Origin of the sequence: Wolbachia endosymbiont (group A) of Melitta haemorrhoidalis (genome assembly GCF_964273365.1) — a bacterium.
Classification (GTDB): Bacteria; Pseudomonadota; Alphaproteobacteria; order Rickettsiales; family Anaplasmataceae; genus Wolbachia; species Wolbachia pipientis.
The window spans coordinates 563,340-583,845 of sequence record NZ_OZ187004.1 but is presented as its reverse complement, the minus strand read 5'-3'; the positions used below and the strand labels follow the sequence as shown (position 1 = coordinate 583,845).

Here is a 20,506-nt window from a genome sequence, read left to right as displayed (position 1 = left end):
GGGAAGTGTCCTCTAGGTGAGATTGTGGAGCATTCGTTGCAGCATTTGGCTGTTCAATTACGCTAGTTGATTCTTTAGGTATACTATTTCCTTCAAAATTTCCATCTTTTTATTATGTTCTCTTTAGCATTTTGAGAGTGAATTATTCTAGTTTTGATATTTAAACGTTTTGTATCTGCTGTAATGATTTCACTTCCAGTTTGCTATTCTTTACATATTGAATTGCAAGCACTAACGCTTTACTTCCGGAAGCTGTGGTGCTGTAAGCTATATTTTGCAAAATAGCAGTTCTCCTGATATCTTTGCTGTCTGAGACTGACTTTACACCTTTTGAAGTATTAATCACTAGATTTATTTTTCCATCTTTGAGCATATCAACTATGTGGGGTCTGCCTTCTCTTACTTTATTTACAGCTTGTGCAGCAATGCCGTTATTGTTCAGATACGAAGCTGTGCCTTTGGTGGCATATATTTCAAAACTCAGTTCTTTCAACATTCGTGCAACTGGCAATATATACTTTTTATCATCATCTTTTACTGAAACCAGAGCTGTTCCTTCTGTTGGTAACTTGTATCCTGCAGCCATGTGCGTTTTTGCAAGTGCAGCTTCAAATGATGAGTCAATTCCCATCACTTCTCCTGTTGATTTCATTTCAGGACCAAGTAAAGTATCAACTCCTGCAAAGCGGGTAAATGGAAAAACAGCAGCTTTAACTGCAAAATGATTGAAAGGCTTGTTTTCCTGATTCAATTTTTTACCCAAAATAACCTGAGTGGCAAGCTTTGCAATAGGAATATTGATTACCTTGGAAATAAAAGGAACGGTTCGACTAGCCCTTAAATTCACTTCAAGTATGTATACATCACTAGACCTCTTGCATAACTCGATTTCTGAAGGCAATTTTGTCGTCAAAGCTTGTCTGCGCTCCTCAAATACATTCGAGTATTCTGTGGTGCTCATCTGCACTTTTCCTAAAGATTTCTCATCACAAACAGGTTCTGCAAGAGGTCTATTCTCTTGAACAGCAAACTGAATGTTTATCAGACCTTTCACTTTTAATGCTAATGCTATTCTCTCAGTTTGGAGCTCGATCTCTTTTATTACTTCGTCACTCAATGTATTTGTCGGTATTGAGCATGTTGAATCACCAGAGTGGATACCAGCTTCTTCAATATGCTCCATGACCGCTGCAATGAAAACTTTTTCCCCATCACATACAGCATCAACGTCAACCTCAACTGCATTGACTAAAAATTTATCAAGAAGCAGCGAACCATGCTCAAAGATTTTAGTTTGATCTAAGACGTACTCTTTAAAGCTCTGAGTATCGTGTCTAATCGACATAGACTGACCGCCGAGGACATATGATGGCCTGACTACTAGTGGAAACCCCACCTTTTCTGCGTTGGTTAACGCTTCTTCTACTGAATGGCAGATAGAATTTTCAGGTTGTTTTAAATTAAGTTGCAAAGCAAGGTTTTTAAACCTCATGCGATCTTCTGCAAGGTCAATAGAATCAAACGAAGTTCCCAGAATTTTGAAACCTCTCTCGTTAAGCACTTTGGCTAACTTTAAAGGTGTTTGACCGCCTATTTGAACTATTACACCAACCAGTGTGCCATTTTCTTGCTCTTTACTTAGTATTTCAAGCACATCCTCTGCAATGAGTGGTGCAAAATATAAACGATCAGCGGTATCGTAGTCAGTTGAGACAGTTTCGGGATTACAGTTGATCATTATTGTTTCATACCCCATTTCTTTGGCGGCAGAAGCTGCATGTACGCATGCATAATCAAACTCAATACCTTGACCAATGCGATTTGGACCACTTCCTAAAATGACAACCTTTTCTCGGTCAGAAATATTCGCCTCACATTCCGTTTTATTTTCAACATCACCCTCATAGCAGCCATACATATAAGCAGTGCTCGATTCAAATTCAGCTGCACAGGTGTCTACGCGTTTATAAACTTGTTTAATGCCAAATTTTTTTCTTATTTCTTCGATTTGTTTTACTCGATCTCCAGCGTATAACGCTGGCTGGATCCCAGTGTCACGCACTGGGATGACATTAGAGGGTACTGGGATGACAGAGGTAGGTCTATTACTTAACTTTGCCAATCTTGCATCTGAAAATCCCATTTTTTTCATCTCTAACATTTCATATGCAGTCTCAGGAAGGCCGTTTTCCTTGATTTTTTGTTCAGCCAAGATGATTTGCTGTATATTTTGCAGAAACCATAAGTCATATCCTGTAATCGAATTTATTTCTTCTATGCTAATTCCGTGGCGCATTGCGTCAGCAGCAATCAGTAATCTGTTTGGTAGCAATTTTGCTAATTGAGATTTTATGTGATCAATATCAATGTTCTCAGGAAATACTTCATCAAGTCCTGTAAAATCAGTTTCAAGTGAACGGAAAGCTTTCTGTAGTGACTCATTAAAAGTGCGGCCTATAGACATCACTTCTCCCACTGATTTCATGGAGGTTGATAATTCACAATTCGTCCCCTTAAATTTCTCAAACTCAAATCGAGGAATTTTAGTGACGATATAATCAATCACTGGTTCGAATGCTGCTGGTATTATTGGAGCACAGTCGTTACGTATTTCGTCGAGCGAATAGCCAATAGCAAGTTTAGTTACAACTTTTGCAATAGGATAGCCTGTTGCTTTCGAAGCAAGTGCAGAAGAGCGAGAAACCCTTGGATTCATCTCAATCACAACGAGGCTTCCATCTTCTTTAGGATTCACTGCAAATTGAACATTTGCACCACCGGCACTAACATCAATTTCTCTCAGCACTGCTATAGATGCATTTCTCATCTGTTGGTATTCTACGTCACGCAGAGTCAAAGCAGGAGCAACAGTTATGCTATCCCCAGTGTGCACTCCCATCGGATCAACATTTTCTATCGAACAGACTATTATGCAGTTATCTTTACAATCGCGGATAACTTCCATTTCATATTCTTTCCAGCCGATAATTGATTCATCTATCTGAACTTCATTTATTGGCGAAATTTTGAGAGCACTTTCTGCGATATTGAAAAACTCCTCTTTATTATATGCTATGCCGCTACCTGCACCACCAAGGGTGAATGACGAGCGGATGATTGCTGGTAATCCAATGTAATCCAAAGCCTTTCTTATTTGTTCTTGATTTTTTATAATGATACTTTTGGGGTATTTTAGCCCTATTTTATCCATGGACTGACGGAATAACTCTCTATCCTCTGCTTTTTTTATTGCTTCTCTATTTACCCCTATTAATTCTACGTTGTATTTGTCTAACACTCCATCATCTGCAAGTTTTATTGCACAATTGAGCGCTGTTTGCCCGCCCATTGTTGGCAATATTGCGTCTGGCCTCTCCTTAATTATAATTTTCTCTATGATTTCAGGCAGCACCGGCTCAATATAAGTTGCATCAGAAAACTCAGGATCTGTCATTATAGTTGCGGGGTTGGAGTTAACTAAAATGACTTTATAACCTTCACTTTTTAATACTTTACAGCTTTGCGTTCCGGAATAATCAAACTCGCATGCCTGACCTATAACTATTGGGCCTGCTCCTATTACTAATATAGATTCTATATCTGTACGTTTTGGCATAATTACAATAACGGTCTTTATTCAAGTAATGTTACCAATCTTTCCTATAAATGTGAATTTTTATTGGACTTATATAGCAACTACTTTTAGGCTTGACGCATAACTGTACGAACATTGCAATTTGCGTGGCAGATTCCAGTGCTTGACACACAGCTGTACAAACATTCATTCTTGAAGGTAAATTGCACAGCAAATGATGTCATTCAAGTAGCTGACACTGGTTCCTTTATGACGGCAGTGCCCAGAGGTGTCATCCCAGTCTGGGATGGCTTTGTTGCATCGCTACTTATGAAAGGCTAACTATAGTTAGGATTATAAGCAACCTATTGAAAATCTTGTTTTTTTGCAATCAATCTGATCAAATTTAAGAATAGTAATTTGTTATTTATATTAATAAATTTAATTCTATTGAAAATAGCTAAAGCATTGAAATTCTTGAATTTTAGCCGGATTGGTAAATGGTAGTGAAATTTCTTTTACTCAAATTTAGGTATTCATTGACCGTTCTTGTTATAAATACCAGAATAATAAGCTACTGATATTCCCTATCTTTTTTATCTTTAATCCATCATAGCTAGCGATGCAACAAAGCCGTCTGGGATCCAGAAAACTTAACTTTAAATAAGTGGCTGCATAATAAAGACTAGATTCCAGACTGGAATGACACCATAGAGGCACTGGGATGACATCCTTCCTAGTGGAGATTACTCTCAAATCACAATGTTCATATAGTTGTGGGCTTAACGGTATCTTTGCAGATACTATGGTAATTTATTCGGGAGATTTGCTGAGCGGTAAGATTTTTCCTGATATGCTGCAGTCTTCAGAAGCTAATTCCACAAATTTATCTGTTAGTTTATCAGGTGACACCAATTCAGATCCAGGAAATGCCTGCTCACTACCCACAGGTCCTTCCGTGTATACAGCATTTACACATAATTTTGTATGTTTTGTCTCAGATGCATATATCTGCACCATTATTTCTAGTGCAACTTTACTTGCAGCATACGGCATCCAATATGGATAAGAGGAAGGAGAAAGTGTCACTTCTGAGGTCATGAATATCGCTCTTCCAGCATTAGACTTTTTTAGCATTGGATCTAAGTTTTTTAGTAAGTACCAATTGGCAGTAAAATTTGTATTCATTACGTTCTGTAGCTCTTCAATCTCACAGTCATGAATGGGGTTCAGTTTGCCTAAAATTCCAGCACACGCAACTAATATATCAAGTGCTCCAGATTCTGATAATTTCAGGCTTTCTATCATGTTTGTCAGTATCTTTACATTCTCAAAGTCTAAAAGATCAAGCTGAATTAGTTTCACAGAGCCTTCTTTAAATTCTTCAAGCTCTTCAATTTCATTATATAGTGGCTTGAGATTATCAAGAGATCTTGAAATCAGAATCACACATGCACCTTCTCTTATAAACCTTTTTGCAACAGCAGAGCCTACTCCACCTGAAGCTCCGGTGATTAAAGCTACTTTACCTTCTAACTTACCCATTTCTTTCTCCTTAGCGAGATTCATTGAAATATTTTAGCTGAAAATTGAATTTTGCTCCATATATAAAAATCAAACTTAGCATATAAAAAAATAGTAATGACACTACCACACCACCTAAACTTCCATATATCAAATCCAGTTGGTCAAAGGAAGCTTTTAAGTATTGCTTAAAAGCTGAAGCAGAAATCGTCCAAAGAATAACAGCTACACAAGATCCAGGAAATACGTCTGATAAATTTTGTTTTATGTTTGGCAACATAAAATATAGCCAAGAGACTACTGTGAAAAGTACAAATTCAATGAGTAGGTATTTAGTGTAACTTAGTCCCTGATAGGAAAAATCAATTAGCATTGGTACTAGTGTAGAAAACACTATAGTTAGAGTTATAATAAGCGTGATTACTAAAAATTGTAATATACTTAGTACTCTTCTTAATATATAAGGCGGCGAAACCGGAACTTTATAGGCCTTATTGAGTATTGTTCTAAGCCCTTCAATTGTCGATGAAGCGGTCCAAACAGCACCTACAATTGCTAAAGTTAGTAAGCTTTGCGGCGGGCCTGATATTATCTCTCTGATACGCGGCATCAAAGATGCCAAAATATCCTGTGGCATGTTATCAATGATAAATACCCAGCCAATGTTATACTGGTCTAAGAAATTTGCGAATGTTGATGCCACAGCCATTAAAACGATGAGAAAAGGAAATATTGATAACAGAATTAAAAATGATAAATACCCTGCATGCTCCACTCCATCATTATAAATTGTGTCAATCAAAGCACGATAAAGACAATAAACAATACCGTAAAATTTCTGTAGCATGTAATATAAACGAACCAAGAAAAGTATTCTAAATGAAATAAAGGATACTTTTAAGCAAAAAAATCCTCACCATTTACTTAAATTTAATCAAAGCGATAGATAATCAAACATGAAACATAAATTATAGGAGGCGTAATGAAAAATTTTCTTCTAGTTGTAGCTCTAATTCTCTCCTTTGCGTTTGATGCAGGTGCTCCTCCTACAAGTACTACTTTTGTTGATACAGATGATACAACATCATCAGTGATATGCAAGATAATAGGCTATACTCACGGCATAGGTGGACCAATGATCACAATAGTGATAATTGGTGCAGCGTTGCTTGCAATATTCGGCAGAATGCCGTGGCCAGCGCTTTTTGCACTCGGTGCATTTACTGCTGTGTTTTTTGGCGCTCCTGTAGTCGTTTCAAAAATAACACCAGAAGGTGTGATTTGTAAAAACGGTGTAGTAGTGAATAAGCCATAGAAATTATTGGAGGCATAATGAAAAATTTTCTTCTACTAGTGGCGTTAATTCTCTTCTTTGCATTTGATAATGCTTTTGCTAGCAGTGTTACTGATGACGCAACGTCAAATACAATATGCAAAATAGTAGGCTATACTCACGGCATAGGTGGACCGATGATCACAATAGTAATAATTGGTGCAGCATTGCTTGCAATATTTGGCAGAATGCCGTGGCCAGCGCTTTTTGCACTCGGTGCATTTACTGCTGTGTTTTTTGGTGCGCCTGTAGTTGTTTCAAAAATAGTACCAGGCGGTGTGATTTGTAAAAATGGTGCAACTGCTTGCCCTGATGGTAAAGTATGGAATGCAACAACAAATACATGCAACTAGGCACTAAAATTTCAGAAAAACATTAGCTAAATGGTGCTCCTTAAAGGAGCACCATTATTCCACAATTGTATAAATGTTGTCCAAGTGAATAACACTGAGATCCGGGAATTTTTATAAACTGATAGGATGACAAATTTACTAGAACCCTCACCATTTACTTAAATTTAATCAAAGCGATAGATAATCAAACATGAAACAGAAATTATAGGAGGCGTAATGAAAAATTTTCTTCTACTTGTGGCGTTAATTCTCTCCTTTGCGTTTGATGCAAATGCTAATACTAGTGGTGGCACCACCAACACCGTTTTTGTTGATGAAAGTGATATAACATCATCAGTGATATGCAAGATAATAGGCTATACTCACGGCATAGGTGGGCCGATGATCACAATAGTGATAATAGGTGCAGCTTTGCTTGCGATATTTGGCAGAATGCCATGGCCAGCGCTTTTTGCACTCGGTGCATTTACTGCTGTGTTTTTTGGCGCTCCTGTAGTCGTTTCAAAAATAACACCAGGAGGTGTGATTTGTGAAGACGGTGCAGTAGTGAATAATCCATAGAAATTATAGAAGGCGTAAACGTAGTTTTCCTTACTTGAAAGTGGTAAGTTTTACCACTTTCAGTGTCTATAACTACCTAATAAATTCTCTTTCTGTAATCATATAAGTTAAAGTCTGGATTCCAGCGCCACGCGCTAGAATGACAAGGCTTATCGTCATGTCACCGCGAACCGTCATACCGCGATTCATTCGCGGTATCTCAGCCGCTAACAAGTAGCGGGATGACGGTTGTCGTTTAGCCATAAATATTTAAGAAATTTACCAAACGAAAAAAAAGGCAAAAGAAGCCCTGGTCATTGTCTATTTTCAGTATTGGCGTTTTTTAAGTCTTAAACACTGCAATTTAGCTGCTTTTGAATGCAACTCACCTTAGTTTGAATGTTTAAGAAATTTACTAAGCAGAAAAAAAGGCAAAAGAAACCCCGTGTTAGCTAGTTGTCACTCTCTAATCCTGCAAAATCGGCGTACTATACTGTCTTAAACGACTTATAAGCGCGTTTCAGCTTATATAGGTAAAAACCCAGAAATGTTGTGAAGACATAAGGTGCACATAGTGTAAAAAATTAAAAATAAGACGCCAACTACGTTGTTTTCTTGCTGTTTAATCTGCACAGATGAAGATAACTGAATACCTTCAGTATCATGATAAGGGGGCTGGCGAGGTTTGTCAAGGAAGTTTTGCATTTAATTCATTTGATAATTCAAAAAACTTGAAAGAATAAAGATAGCTATTGAAATTATCTTGATTTACATCAGTTATCCAAGTTTGACATTGAATACTTAACACTTCCTCCATTAACGCCTTTCTGTAATGTTTATCCAGATGAGACATTATATCATCAAGTAGAAGAAGTGGTGCCTTATTGTAATGAATACACCTTGCTTTTACACTGGATAAAATAATAGAAAGCAGTAATAACTTTTGTTCTCCAGTGGAGCACAGATTTATTGGTACGTTTCTTTTTTGACAAAAAACCCGAAAATTATCGTTATGCACACCAAAGGTTACTCTACCAGTCAATGAATCTTTTTCTCTGTTTTCCTTTAGACGATTCTGAAAATATTCTGCAGTATCGTCCAAAGTTAGCTGGCTGCTGAATTTCAAACTTGCCTTCGGAAAAAACTCACTGGAATGGTTATCAATTGTGTCTTGTAGTGTCTTTAAAACAGACGATCGCATACGTAAAATACTAACTGCATTAACGGCCATTATGTTTTCAAGACTAGAGAGCCAATTTTCGTCCAAGGTGTTCTCTCTCAACAGTTTACTTCGCTCACGTTTAGCTTTTCTGTGTTTCATGTAGCAGCAAGTGTAATTTTCCTCAAACAGTGAGACTATACGGTCTAAAAATTTTAATCTGTCACTTGGAGAATTGAGAAGAACATAGTCCATTTGTGGAATCAGCCATATTACATTGGATATCTTATACAAAGATGAATAACTCGATTGCGTTTTTCCATCAATTTGTATTAGTTTCTTATCAAAACTCTTTGCGATACCAATTGAATTAAAATCCATTCCATTAAAAAAATCATAGTGCACTACCCAATCTTCATTACTGAATCTATTTTGTATCTCACTGGCTTTTGCTTTTTTCATTCCATTGCTTTTAGCAAGCAACGAGATTGCTTCAAGTATATTAGTTTTACCAATACCGTTTTTGCCAGTTATTACAACTGAGCTATCATCTGAATCCAGTTCAAAGTTTGAGTGGCTACGAAAATTATGTAATTTCAGCTTTTTTATGTAGCAATGGGTAGCCATTAACCTATTCTTTAGTTTATATTCTCTTTACTTCTTCCAGAACCTCATCAACATGTCCACTAACTTTTACATTTTTCCAGATCTTCACTATTTTACCTTTTTTATCTATTAAAAAAGTAGTGCGTTCTATTCCCATATACTTTTTGCCAAACATACTTTTCTCTACCCAAACACCATATTTTCCCAACATTTCAGCATTCTCATCAGAAACTAAAGAAAACGGCAGAGAATATTTTGCTTTGAAGTTAGTGTGACACTTAACACTATCTTTTGATACACCAATTATCACTGTGTCAAGGAAAGAAAAATCATCTATTTTATCTCTAAAGCCTTTTGCCTCCATTGTACAACCCGGAGTATCGTCTTTAGGATAAAAATAAAGAACTACATTTTTTTTATCAAAAAATTCACTCAGTGATAAATTTTCACCAGAATCTGCTGGCAAGCTAAAATCGGGTGCATTATTTCCTACTGCTAATTCCATACCTTGCTCCATTAATAACACTTCCATCTATAGTAGTATATTGTAGTCAGAGTATCAAATTTTATATATAGCTAACAGATAAGATTCTTGATGGGGGCTTATTGATGAATTTCTGCCTACCTTCTCGGCTTGCCGCTTTTGATAAAGTGTGGTTTTCGTCTGATGTAAGGCCATATCAAATAGATCCTATTAAAAATCAATCGAATCTTCACATGTTTGTTCTTCATAAAAGAAGTTCAATGTTATCGTAGTACCAAGTTTTGCTTCACTTTTAATGTCAAAAGTTCCACCCATTAACTCTACTAATTTCTTGCTTAGCGGCAATCCGATGCCCGTACCTTCGTTTCTATACCCCGAATCTGCTTGGCCAAAAACAGACATAACTTTATATATGTCCTGCTGCATTATTCCTATTCCATTGTCATGAAACTCAATAGTTAATAAGTTTTTTTCTATATTTTCTTTTATCACCATTCTTATTAAACCATCTTTGGGAGTAAACTTGATTGAGTTTGATAATAAATTTATTATAACTTGTTTCATTCTCTTGGGATCTGCAATGACTAATAATTGTTTATTAGTCATCTCTTTTTTTAAATTAATCCCGGCTTCTTTTAATTTAGGTAATAGCATATTTACGCATGAATCCATTATTTTGTTCAGGTTAAACTTCACTTTTTCTACTGTTAAACTACTTGATTCAGCTTTAGAAAAATCGAGCACATCATTAATTAAGGTAAGTAAGTGTGTTCCTGCATTATATATATCGTCTGCATACTCCTTGTATTGAGAATTATCCATTGAACCTAAAGTTTTATTTTTGATCAACTCCGCAAATCCAATAATAGCATTAAGAGGTGTGCGTAATTCATGTGTAACGCTTGCAAAAAACTTTAGCTTGTTTGCATTTTCTTGCTCTAATGTCTCTTTTATCTGCTGTAATTCAATGTTAGTTTTATGTTGCTTGGCTAGCATTTGGGTATTAGAAAAGTGCAAATAGAACATTATTAATATTAAGATTATTAATAATAGGCCCAAAAATGTTAAAAACAGGCCATATGCTATAACATAAGAATTATTGTAGTTTCGAAGAATCTTCAAAAAAAACGACGGTTTAACGCTATTTTCATGGAATATAGGGAAAATAGAAGTTAATGTATTTCCTGTAGTATAAAATATTTCTTGGTTACTTAATAGTTTATCAATTTCATCGTTTGTAAGTAACTGTTCATAATCATAATCTTGAGTGTTAAAATTACTGAATATTATTCTGCCGTTTTGATCATACAGTATTAAGCTGAAATCCTTTACTTTGCTCACTGATTGTAATAATTCAGCACGTAGTTTTACTAGTTGGTTTATGTAGTCAAAATTTTTGTATTTAATGTGATGCTTTTCTATTAGTAAATAATGGTATTTTTTTATTATGCCATTTTCCAGTACGCTTTTTAAGTTTACACTTGAATCACGGTAAGAAGAAAGGAAATTACTCCTTAGTAAATGATTACAATATATCACACTGAATAAAATCATAAAGATCGATGAGAGTAATACAATAACTTTTGTGTATTTGTTTTTCTTCAACGCAGAAAACATCAATTTACCTAGCTTATACATATCCTTCTTATTGTGAAACAACGGTTTTTATGTTATTAATAATAAAATTTAGCATATAATATTTTATGACAATTTCTCCTATTTTGCCAGTTTATTCTCCTGTTAATATAAATTTTTCTCATGGCAAAGGTATCTACCTATATGATGTTGATGGTGAGCGCTACGTAGATTTTCACTCCGGAATAGCCGTTAGTAGCTTAGGTCACACTAATTCGCGATTAATTAGTGCTCTTAAATTGCAAGGAGAAAAATTATGGCATATATCAAATACCTATAATATACCTGCTGCCAATAATTTTGCAGAAAAATTAATAAACAATAGTTTCGCTGACACTGTATTTTTCTCAAATTCTGGATCAGAGGCAGTAGAATGTGGACTTAAGATTGCTAGGATCTATCAAAATGGAAAAGGCAATAAAAATCGTCACAGAATTTTAACATTTCATGGTGCATTTCATGGAAGAACCTTTTTAACTTGTGCTACAAACGATAAACAGAAATTTTCTGAATTACTAAATCCCTACATTGATTGGTGTGATAACATCGAGCCCAATATTGAGAGCGTAAAGAAAGCAATTTCAAGTGGTATAGGCGTTATATTAATAGAACCAATACAAGGGCAAGGTGGTATCAAAGTAATGAATGAAGTCTTTATGAAAGAACTAAGAAGGCTGTGTGATGAAAATGACATATTGTTATTTTTTGATTGCGTACAATGCGGGGCTGGTAGGACAGGAAAATTATTCGCATACGAACATATAGGAGTGGAACCTGATATATGTGCTCTTGCAAAGGGAATAGGCGGGGGGTTTCCGCTGGGGGCTTGTCTTGCAACTGAAAAGGCTGCTAAATATATGGCAGTTGGTATGCACGGTTCCACTTTTGGTGGCAATCCGCTTGCAACCTCAGTAGGGAATGCTGTGCTCGAAGAATTGCTCAGCCCCGGCTTTTTGAAAAATGTTGAAATTAGAGGTAAATACTTAAAAAATAAACTAGAAGACTTAGCAAGTAAATTTCCAATAATAGAGGAAGTAAGAGGGAAAGGGTTAATGCTTGGAATAAAAGTGAAAGCAGACAATCAAAAGTTTGCAGAAGAGTTAAGTCATCGCGGCTTGCTTACTGTTGGGGTAACATCAGATAACGTTGTGAGAATTTTACCTCCACTCATTATCACTGAAAAAGAGATTGATGAAGGCATCGAGATTTTGACTCAATATTTATCTGAGAAATCTTCTGATTAGATACTTGCATTAATATGAACGACAATCTGGTATGCTTAGGAATTATTACCTCTCCTCACGGAATTAAAGGAGCTGTTAAAGTAAAAACCTTTACTGAAAAGCCTGAAAATATCTCCTTATATGGTAAGCTAATAAGTGGTGATGAGAATTATAAAATAGACTCAGTATCCGTCATAGGTGATAATTTAGTAATAGCTACAATAAGCGGAGTAAATTCCCGTAATGAAGCAGAGCTTTTAAGGAATAAGAAGCTATATATAGAAAGAAGCAAGTTACCAGAGCTAAATGATGAGGATGAATTTTACCAAAGTGACCTTGTAGATATGGAAGTAAGGCTGAAAAGTAATGAATTATATGGCTATGTAAAATCTGTGTATAATTTCGGCTCAGGGGATATATTAGAAATTTTAGTTATCAGCACAAAAAAACGTATTATGCTGTCTTTCACTAAAGAGATATTTCCACATATAAATATAAAGGGGAGGTATATAGTATTAAATATACCAGAATTTATTGACTAATAAAGACTTTGATATTTATATAAAGCTATTTATAATTATAAGATCAAATTGAAAATGTAATTATGGCAGAAAGAGCTAACGATATCAGACCAGGTCAGGTGTTGGAACATAACGGCGGATTATTTTTGGTTGTAGGTATTATGCATACTCAACCTGGTAAAGGTGGTGCATACATACAAGCCGAAATGAAAAACATCAAAACCGGAGCAAAACACTATGAAAGATTTCGTTCTGATGCAACAATCAGAAGGGCAATTTTAGATGAAGAGGAATATGTTTACCTTTTCACTGAAGGAAACATTGTAAATCTTATGCATCCAAGTAATTACGAGCAAATCACTATAAATTTGGACTTATTGGGAGAAAAAAAAATTTATTTACAGGATAACATGAAAATTAAAGTTGTAGCTTATCAAGACAAAATAATTTCTGCGCATGTGCCTGATTATGTTACACTTGCTGTGAAAGAAACAGAGTCTGTTATTAAAGGACAAACTGCTACTGCTTCTTATAAGCCTGCAATTTTGGAAAACGGAATGCGCGTTAACGTGCCTCAATTTATAAAAGAAGAGGATAAAATTGTAGTATATACTCCAGGTGACAGCTATTATGAAAGAGTGAAAGAGTAAAAGGAAGAATGTCCCTCTCATCACCACGAATTAATGTGATGCTTGATTCTGTGCGTAATGCTTCCAAGCAGCTTATGCGCGATTTTAATGAATTGCAAATTTCTAATGTTAAATCAGCAGACTTTATTAATAAAACTTATTCAAAATCCAAGCAAACCATATACGATTGCTTGCACGACTACAAACGAGACTATGGTTTTATTTTTGAAGATGATACTGATCAAGAAGTAAAAGATAACACTTATACCTGGTTTATTATGCCTATAGAGGGCAGGGAGAACTTTTCTAGTTGCATGGTTTATTTTGCAGTATCAGTCTGTCTCATTCATAAAAATAAAGTTGTGGCAGCTGTAATTGATGCTCCGGCTCTTAGAGAAACTTTTTGGGCAGAAGAAAAGAAAGGTGCTTTTCTTGAGGATTTTAGATCTCGTCATGTAAAAATGCGAGTGAAAAGCCGTGAAGGGGGTCTAATAGATGTAAGTGGTAATTTGTTAAATAAATTGCTGCCTGGCAATAGTAATGTACGCTCCATAGGTTCAACAATTTTAGGCTTTGCATACCTTGCGGCAGGAAGGCACAGTGGAATAATTTACTCTGGAGTTAACAAATATAAAGCCTTGCTCGGTAGACTTTTTCTGCAAGAAAGCGGTGGAAGGCTAACGGAAGACAACGGGCTAATCATTGCTGGAGATATAAAACTATAGCTAAAGTAATTTATGTTTACCTACAATTTGATAAGCGTAAAACTCGTCATTCCGCTACTTGTTAGCGGAATCCATGCTGAGATACCGCGAATAAATCGCGGTATGACGTAGGGCTGTACTAGCTATAGCATAAACAGGCTACAGAGATAGACAACTTTTCGAAAACTTTTACAAGAGATTCTGTTAAATGCTCTATCATTTCATCGGTATGATAAGGTGTAGGGGTAATACGGAAACGCTCAGTTCCTCTTGGAACTGTCGGGTAATTTATATGTTGAACATATATTCCATACTCATCAAATAATAATTTTGATGCTTTTTTGGATAACTCTGAGTTGCCAATTATTATTGGAATTATATGAGTTTCTGTTGGAATGAAGTTAATTCCTGCATTTCTCAGTGAGTTTTTTACTTTTTCAACGACTTGCTTTTGCTTTTCCCTTTCAATGTTGCTCGATTTTAGGTGCTCAACGCTTGCCTTTGCTGCCGCTGCTAAAACAGGCGACATAGCAGTGGTAAAAATAAATCCTGGAGCGGAACTTCTTATTACATCTACCAAGCTCTTTGAAGACGCTATATACCCACCCATCACTCCAAAAGCCTTTGATAGTGTACCTTGAATAACGGTTATTCTATCCATCAGACCTTCTCTTTCTGCAATTCCGCCACCATGTGAACCATACATACCAACTGCGTGCACCTCATCCAAATAGGTAATTGCATTATGTTGATCTGCCAGGTCGCATATTTCTTTAAGCGGAGCTACATCACCATCCATTGAATATACGGATTCAAGTACTATGATTTTTGGTGTCTTTTTGTCTATAGACTTAAGTAGCTGCTCTAGATGATTAACATCATTGTGTTTAAATATATGTTTTGGCCTTTTTCCTGATTTTATGCCTTCTATCATCGAAGAATGGTTCTTCTCGTCTGAAAAAATTACTACGCCCGGAATAACAGACGATAAAGTGCTAAGTGTTGTCTGGTTAGCGAGGTAGCCACAAGCAAAAGTTAAAGCAGCCTCTTTTTTATGCAAACAAGCTAAGGATTTTTCAAGTTCAACAACCTCTTTTGTTGTACCAGATATATTTCTTGTTCCTCCAGCACCAACAGATGAATTTTGGATAGCGGCAATTACACTCTCATTTTGTGACATTCCCAAATAGTTATTACTGCACCAGACTATTACTTCCCTATTTCTTTCATAGTCCATAATGTGGGGGAGCCTACCTGGTAATGACGCAAAGTGCGTAAATTCACGGTAGCGCCCCTCATCTTTTATATCTTTTATTTTATTCAAGAATATTTCTTCGTAGTTTACCAAGTCCTTATTTACCGTTAATTAACATAATTATAATAAATTATTAAATGGTAAACTACTATATTTATTATACATGTACGGCAGTAGGTACTTTCCCCGTGTTGAAAGATTTTTCAACCTCGTTGTTTTCAACTTGGCTTTTAGGTGTACAGTAGTATATAATTGCAGCGGCAACCAGACAACAAGCTCCAACTGCTATTCCTGCAGCTAGCATTTCCAAATAAACTGCAATAGCTACTCCTGAAACAACTCCAGCTACTGCTAACGTCCATGTAGCTATGGTAGGCCACTTACTCTTTTGCGTATTTTGTGTTGCAGTAATAGAGGTTGATTGATTGTTTATAGCACTAGTTTTTTCTACTGCTGCAGGCTTTTCCTTACTGTTAATAACACCTCCAATTGTAGACACATTGTCAGCATTCGAAGAAACTTCACTTACCCCCAACTTCTTTTCACAACCCGTAATTTCTGGAGTTGTGGTAAGTGTACTATTGCTTCCGGTATTATTAGAACTTGTAGATTGGTCTCCTGAATTTGGCAAATCGTTGTTCAGTGAAATATTAACATTACCTTGTTTTGTATTATGGTTTTTAATTTCTTTTTTAATTTCTTCTACTTTACCCTTAAAGGGACCTTCTTTATTTTTTACATATTGTAGTACAAGAGTAGGAGAGTTACTTTTTAGAATATTTTCGAGTTCTTCTCTTGAGTTAGTACTGGTTTTGCTTATAAGTCCATCAATCTTTTTCTTAACAGGACTGGCAAGTTGCTTAACACCTTTTTTTCCGCTGCCTTTTTTGATTTCACCCTCCTCAAAATTATTAATTAAAGGCTCCTGCGTTGAAACCCCTGTGTTATTTAAGATAGCATTTTCTTCCTCCCCTGCAAGAACATTTTTTTCTGTCTGTTGACTGCCAGCACTTTTGGATTTTGGGTTTCTTTGACTGCTTGGTTGATTGTTATTCTCTTCATTTACTACAGCCGTATCGCCTTTTATAACAGGTGATACTGCATTATCACTGCTGCTTCTTTTATTAACTTGTGTATTCGCTTGTGTCTGTATATTTGCTTTACTGGAAGTATTGATTAATTTACTACTTTCTAACAAATTTCTAATTAGATATAGATGACTCAAAGTATCTCTATTTTTTTGATACTCATTACGAGTCATACTTGGAGAAAGTTCCATACTTATTTTTTCAAGCTGTTCTGCAATTACTGGTAAAGCTTTCTCAAATTCTTCCTTGCATATTGCCTGAAGAGCTGCGAATTTTAGGTCAACATGCTGACATAAGGGTACAACAACTCCATAACTAGCTTCTTTTATTGCATTTCTCAGTATATTTTGTATGGTTTGCCTGACTACTTGCTGTTTATTATTGAGTATGCTTTGATAAATTTGAACATGAGCTAGAACACTGACTATAATGTCTTGACTTTCAGTATTAGACAATGCAATCAGAATTGATTCATATATTTCATCAAACTCGTTGTTTTTAGATTTATGATCAAGATAATTAATAACATCATTGCTGCATTTAGCACATTTTTCACACAAGTGCTCGATAAATGCAATATTACCAGCATCCAATGCAGTTTTCAGAATTAAATCATAAATTTCTTTTCTGCCACGAGCTCCTATGTTTTTCAGGATTTGTTGCCTTAGTATTGTAATAACTTTATCATCTGCAAATGCTTGTTCATATACATCGTAAATGGCACGATCTGCACTATTAGTGTATCGTTTGCACAGGTATTCAATGACAGATGTGTGTTCCTGGCTTATCGCAGTTTCTAACAAGGTAGCAAAGCTCTTTTTTAATAACTCTTCTGTTGAGGCTTTTTTAGTTAGCTCATTAATATATCTTTCAAATGCATCTAGCACTATCGTGATGAATTCTTCATTTTTGATCAGAGACGCTGTTTCAAGCACACCATACAAAGGATCAGGTTTACTTGTTTTTAACACCTGTCCAAAATCTCTTAAAACGTATTCGACAAAAACTGCATTTAATAATTCTTGCTCTTTTCTTAATGCTATAACTGAGAAAAAGCCAATCTTATTGGATTGGCCAAGTTGTATGGATTGATCTTTTAATTTATCATAAATCCCATCAGTATCATGGAATCTTCCTATAAAAGCTTTAACGTATTCTTGACCACCAACAAGTACAGGTAAAAGACTTAAATTTCCTTCAGCAAAAAGAAAATCCTGATATTGCTCTACTAGCTTGTCATTAGCTGCAATTGCCAATAGTACCAATTCTTTTACTAAATAATCATACTTGAAACCCTCTTGATCAAATTTATATTGTGATAGTACATTTGAATATATATGTTGATGGTTGCTTCCGTTTTGTAACTCCAAATTAAGTTGATTTGAACAGAAATCTTTGAGATTTTCATTATCCAGCGTAATAGACCTGCCTTCATAATCTTCAATATTTTGTACAACCTTGTCTAATTCTTCACAATTATCTTCTTGTATAGCTTGATTTAAGATATTTATAATCTCAGCAAAAGTTAAGTTTTTAGGAATGATACCATATGAATCTTCATCTTTTAACTCTACAGTAAACGACCTATCACAACCATCAGGAAAGTTTGCAAGTATTGCATTCTCTAAACTTAGATCTTCAGGGGGTGTGCTACATGGAGTAGCTGGTATCTCTTGACTTTCGCTATCTAAAACTTCAAACTCTTCTTCAATACCTGAATCTTCAGAATCTGGTTTTTCAAAACCATGCCAACTTTTGATTAATCTTTCAGAATTTGATTGGCCCTGTGAAGTTGTATCTTGTGATACAAAGTCTCTAAAATTGGAACCAAACATGTTTTACCTCCTAACTAGCAGCTAAGCTAAGTATAGCATTAAACAGAAATCTTGCCAAGCAAATTATTCAGTCTCTTAGCAAAGCTGCTCGCGTCATCCATCTCTTCGCCTTCCACGATGCAAGCTTGGTAAAACAATAAGTGAACCATGTCCTCCAATGTTGGGTTTTCACCACTTTCAGCATAAGATTTCATTATACTCTTTATTACAGGATGCTTAGTGTTAATTTCAAGCACCTTTGGCGTGCGGTAATTTAGCTGCTTTTGTTCACGCAAAAAACGCTCCATGCGAAGATCCATAGCACCTTCATCAACCGCTAGGCATACGGGACTATCAGTCAATTTTTTGGAAATTTTTACGCTTTTTACTGAATCTCCAAGCACTGTGGTAAAATATTGCAATATAGTTTCCTCAGTTTTTTCTTCATTCGATTTGTTTTCTTCATTTTTCTTATCTTCTTCTGAAGAGAATTTTTCCAAATCAACATCAGCGCGAGTCACAGACTTAAACTTTTGATCTTTATATTCATGAATTACACTAGTCCAGAAATCATCCACTGGATCAACGAACAGAAGAACCTCCAGCCCTTTACTGACGAACCCCTCAAGTTGCGGACTGTTTTTCACTGAATCGAGGCTATTTCCGGTGAGATAATAGATATGTTCCTGCTCAGGCTTCATTCTGCTTATATAGTCATCAATGCTGACTAATTTCTCATCACCAGTACTATGAAATCTGCAAATTGAGAGTAGTGCTTCTCTCTCATCAGTTGGCATAGCTTCACAAAGACCTTCCTTTAAAACTGCACCAAAATTGGTCCAGAATTTTGTATATTCCTCTAAATTCTCTTTTGCTTTTTTACCGAGCTCTGATATCACACGCTTAGTGAGAGATTTTCTGATCTGCTCAACAACACGATTATTCTGCAGCGTTTCTCTGCTGATATTAAGAGGCAAGTCCGGTGAATCAACCACGCCTTTCAGAAAACGCAAGTATTGTGGTATAATCTGTACGTTATCTTCAGTGATAAATACTTTATTTACATATAACTTCACAGAGCAACGTCTATCTGGATGGAATAAATCAAAAGGTTTTATAGAAGGAACATAAAGCAAATTTGTATATTCTATTGCACCTTCATTTTTATTATGCAATATCATCCAGGGCTCCCCGCCAACGTGAGCAACACTGCGGAAAAAATCGTTGTGCTCCTCTTGAGTAACGTCATTTTTTGGCTTAGTCCAAATTGCAGCCTTACTGTTTAACTTTTCACTTTTTCCTTCTTCGTCTATAAATTCAACAGGAAAATTTATGTGATCAGAGTAAGTAGTGACAATATTTTCAACACGAAATTTATCTAAAAACTCGTTTTCTTCAGGATGCATAATGAGCGTAATTTTGGTTCCGCGAGGGACTTGATTATCTGACTTGCTGATTGAATATTCCCCATCTCCTTTGGATTGCCAGATCCAAGACTCCTCTTCTCCAGCTTTTCTCGATTCTACTATTACTTCTGATGCAACCATAAAGCTTGAGTAAAAACCAACACCAAACTTCCCAATCAGCTCCACAGTTTGGCTTGAATCCTTGCTATTCTTAATCGCATCCAAGAACTTTTGCGTACCAGAGCTTGCAATTGTACCAAGATTGTCTATTAAATCCTGTCTATTCATTCCAATGCCATTATCAGTGATATATAGCTCGTTCTTATCTTTATTGGAGCTGATAGTGATTTTTAATTCGTCACTCAAATCTAGCAAATTAGGGTTTAGTTGAGATTCATAGCGCAACTTATCACATGCATCTGATGCATTTGATATTAATTCACGCAGAAAAATGTCTTTATTGGTGTAAAGTGAATGAATCACTATATTCAGTACTTTCCCTACCTCAGCGTCAAATTTTAAATTTTCAGTTTCTTGTACATTATGCATTTTGAGCTCCATTATTTGCCTACTACCCTAATAATTTAAGTATTGAATCACGATCTTTCAAGGTCACGTACACCAAAATTAATGTGGGTGTAGTTATTATGACACCCAA

Annotated in this window: 18 protein-coding genes; 8 read left to right on the top strand and 10 right to left on the bottom strand. The window is 35.7% G+C overall.

The window, feature by feature from the left end; translation table 11 throughout:
* Positions 1 to 160 precede the first annotated feature (160 nt).
* Positions 161 to 3,616, bottom strand: a complete 3,456-nt coding sequence (gene carB / locus ACICPZ_RS03020) for a carbamoyl-phosphate synthase large subunit (RefSeq protein WP_264374112.1) — start codon at positions 3,614 to 3,616, stop codon at positions 161 to 163.
* A 138-nt stretch (positions 3,617 to 3,754) separates the two neighbouring features.
* Here carB and ACICPZ_RS03015 point away from each other — a divergent pair, with 138 nt between their 5' ends.
* Positions 3,755 to 3,916: a hypothetical protein gene (locus tag ACICPZ_RS03015; RefSeq protein ID WP_238514577.1), complete on the top strand. Its 162-nt coding sequence runs from the start codon at positions 3,755 to 3,757 to the stop codon at positions 3,914 to 3,916.
* 471 nt (positions 3,917 to 4,387) lie between these two features.
* On the opposite strand, the gene ACICPZ_RS03010 is transcribed toward ACICPZ_RS03015, so the two are convergent.
* Both ACICPZ_RS03010 and ACICPZ_RS03005 read right to left on the bottom strand, forming a co-directional pair.
* Positions 4,388 to 5,143 (bottom strand): SDR family oxidoreductase, encoded by a 756-nt coding sequence (locus tag ACICPZ_RS03010; RefSeq protein WP_022626173.1) that lies wholly within the window; start codon positions 5,141 to 5,143, stop codon positions 4,388 to 4,390.
* Positions 5,130 to 5,945, bottom strand: a complete 816-nt coding sequence (locus ACICPZ_RS03005; RefSeq protein WP_264373644.1) for a YihY/virulence factor BrkB family protein — start codon at positions 5,943 to 5,945, stop codon at positions 5,130 to 5,132. The genes ACICPZ_RS03010 and ACICPZ_RS03005 overlap by 14 nt, the downstream gene beginning before the upstream one ends.
* 135 nt (positions 5,946 to 6,080) lie before the next feature.
* On the opposite strand from ACICPZ_RS03005, the gene ACICPZ_RS03000 reads away from it, so the two are divergent.
* The 3 genes from ACICPZ_RS03000 to ACICPZ_RS02990 all read left to right on the top strand — a co-directional run bounded on the left by ACICPZ_RS03000 (position 6,081) and on the right by ACICPZ_RS02990 (position 7,345).
* Positions 6,081 to 6,413 (top strand): TrbC/VirB2 family protein, encoded by a 333-nt coding sequence (locus tag ACICPZ_RS03000; RefSeq protein WP_264374111.1) that lies wholly within the window; start codon positions 6,081 to 6,083, stop codon positions 6,411 to 6,413.
* Between the two features lie 17 nt (positions 6,414 to 6,430).
* On the top strand, positions 6,431 to 6,784 hold the full coding sequence (locus ACICPZ_RS02995) for a TrbC/VirB2 family protein (RefSeq protein WP_010081965.1): 354 nt from the start codon (positions 6,431 to 6,433) through the stop codon (positions 6,782 to 6,784).
* A 216-nt stretch (positions 6,785 to 7,000) separates the two neighbouring features.
* The gene (locus ACICPZ_RS02990; protein WP_038198436.1) at positions 7,001 to 7,345 is read left to right on the top strand and encodes a TrbC/VirB2 family protein; all 345 of its coding nucleotides are present in this window, start codon (positions 7,001 to 7,003) and stop codon (positions 7,343 to 7,345) included.
* A 72-nt stretch (positions 7,346 to 7,417) separates the two neighbouring features.
* Here the strand turns inward: ACICPZ_RS02990 and ACICPZ_RS02985 are convergent, their stop codons facing one another.
* The 4 genes from ACICPZ_RS02985 to ACICPZ_RS02970 all read right to left on the bottom strand — a co-directional run bounded on the left by ACICPZ_RS02985 (position 7,418) and on the right by ACICPZ_RS02970 (position 11,211).
* Entirely contained in the window at positions 7,418 to 7,588 is a 171-nt protein-coding gene (locus tag ACICPZ_RS02985) for a hypothetical protein (RefSeq protein ID WP_156518141.1), read from the bottom strand.
* A 424-nt stretch (positions 7,589 to 8,012) separates the two neighbouring features.
* Entirely contained in the window at positions 8,013 to 9,110 is a 1,098-nt protein-coding gene (gene recF, locus ACICPZ_RS02980; protein ID WP_138264925.1) for a DNA replication/repair protein RecF, read from the bottom strand.
* Between the two features lie 16 nt (positions 9,111 to 9,126).
* Entirely contained in the window at positions 9,127 to 9,594 is a 468-nt protein-coding gene (gene bcp / locus ACICPZ_RS02975) for a thioredoxin-dependent thiol peroxidase (RefSeq protein ID WP_010963157.1), read from the bottom strand.
* A gap of 189 nt (positions 9,595 to 9,783) precedes the next feature.
* Complete coding sequence (locus ACICPZ_RS02970) at positions 9,784 to 11,211, bottom strand: sensor histidine kinase (RefSeq protein WP_209473279.1); 1,428 nt, start codon at positions 11,209 to 11,211, stop codon at positions 9,784 to 9,786.
* A gap of 65 nt (positions 11,212 to 11,276) precedes the next feature.
* On the opposite strand from ACICPZ_RS02970, the gene ACICPZ_RS02965 reads away from it, so the two are divergent.
* The 4 genes from ACICPZ_RS02965 (at position 11,277) to ACICPZ_RS02950 (ending at position 14,306) form a co-directional block, all read left to right on the top strand.
* Positions 11,277 to 12,452 (top strand): aspartate aminotransferase family protein, encoded by a 1,176-nt coding sequence (locus tag ACICPZ_RS02965; protein WP_065094478.1) that lies wholly within the window; start codon positions 11,277 to 11,279, stop codon positions 12,450 to 12,452.
* Between the two features lie 14 nt (positions 12,453 to 12,466).
* The gene (gene rimM / locus ACICPZ_RS02960; RefSeq protein WP_006279718.1) at positions 12,467 to 12,973 is read left to right on the top strand and encodes a ribosome maturation factor RimM; all 507 of its coding nucleotides are present in this window, start codon (positions 12,467 to 12,469) and stop codon (positions 12,971 to 12,973) included.
* Between the two features lie 62 nt (positions 12,974 to 13,035).
* Positions 13,036 to 13,602, top strand: coding sequence for an elongation factor P (gene efp, locus ACICPZ_RS02955; RefSeq protein ID WP_006279719.1), 567 nt, complete (start codon positions 13,036 to 13,038; stop codon positions 13,600 to 13,602).
* 8 nt (positions 13,603 to 13,610) lie between these two features.
* Positions 13,611 to 14,306 carry an inositol monophosphatase family protein gene (locus ACICPZ_RS02950; RefSeq protein ID WP_006279720.1) on the top strand — a complete coding sequence of 232 codons (696 nt, stop codon included), beginning with the start codon at positions 13,611 to 13,613 and terminating at the stop codon, positions 14,304 to 14,306.
* 118 nt (positions 14,307 to 14,424) lie between these two features.
* On the opposite strand, the gene hemA is transcribed toward ACICPZ_RS02950, so the two are convergent.
* From hemA to htpG, 3 genes are all read right to left on the bottom strand, one after another.
* Entirely contained in the window at positions 14,425 to 15,633 is a 1,209-nt protein-coding gene (gene hemA, locus ACICPZ_RS02945) for a 5-aminolevulinate synthase (protein ID WP_264373642.1), read from the bottom strand.
* A 64-nt stretch (positions 15,634 to 15,697) separates the two neighbouring features.
* The gene (locus ACICPZ_RS02940; RefSeq protein WP_264374110.1) at positions 15,698 to 18,463 is read right to left on the bottom strand and encodes a hypothetical protein; all 2,766 of its coding nucleotides are present in this window, start codon (positions 18,461 to 18,463) and stop codon (positions 15,698 to 15,700) included.
* 38 nt (positions 18,464 to 18,501) lie between these two features.
* Positions 18,502 to 20,397 carry a molecular chaperone HtpG gene (gene htpG / locus ACICPZ_RS02935; RefSeq protein ID WP_182309722.1) on the bottom strand — a complete coding sequence of 632 codons (1,896 nt, stop codon included), beginning with the start codon at positions 20,395 to 20,397 and terminating at the stop codon, positions 18,502 to 18,504.
* Between the last annotated feature and the right edge of the window lie 109 nt (positions 20,398 to 20,506).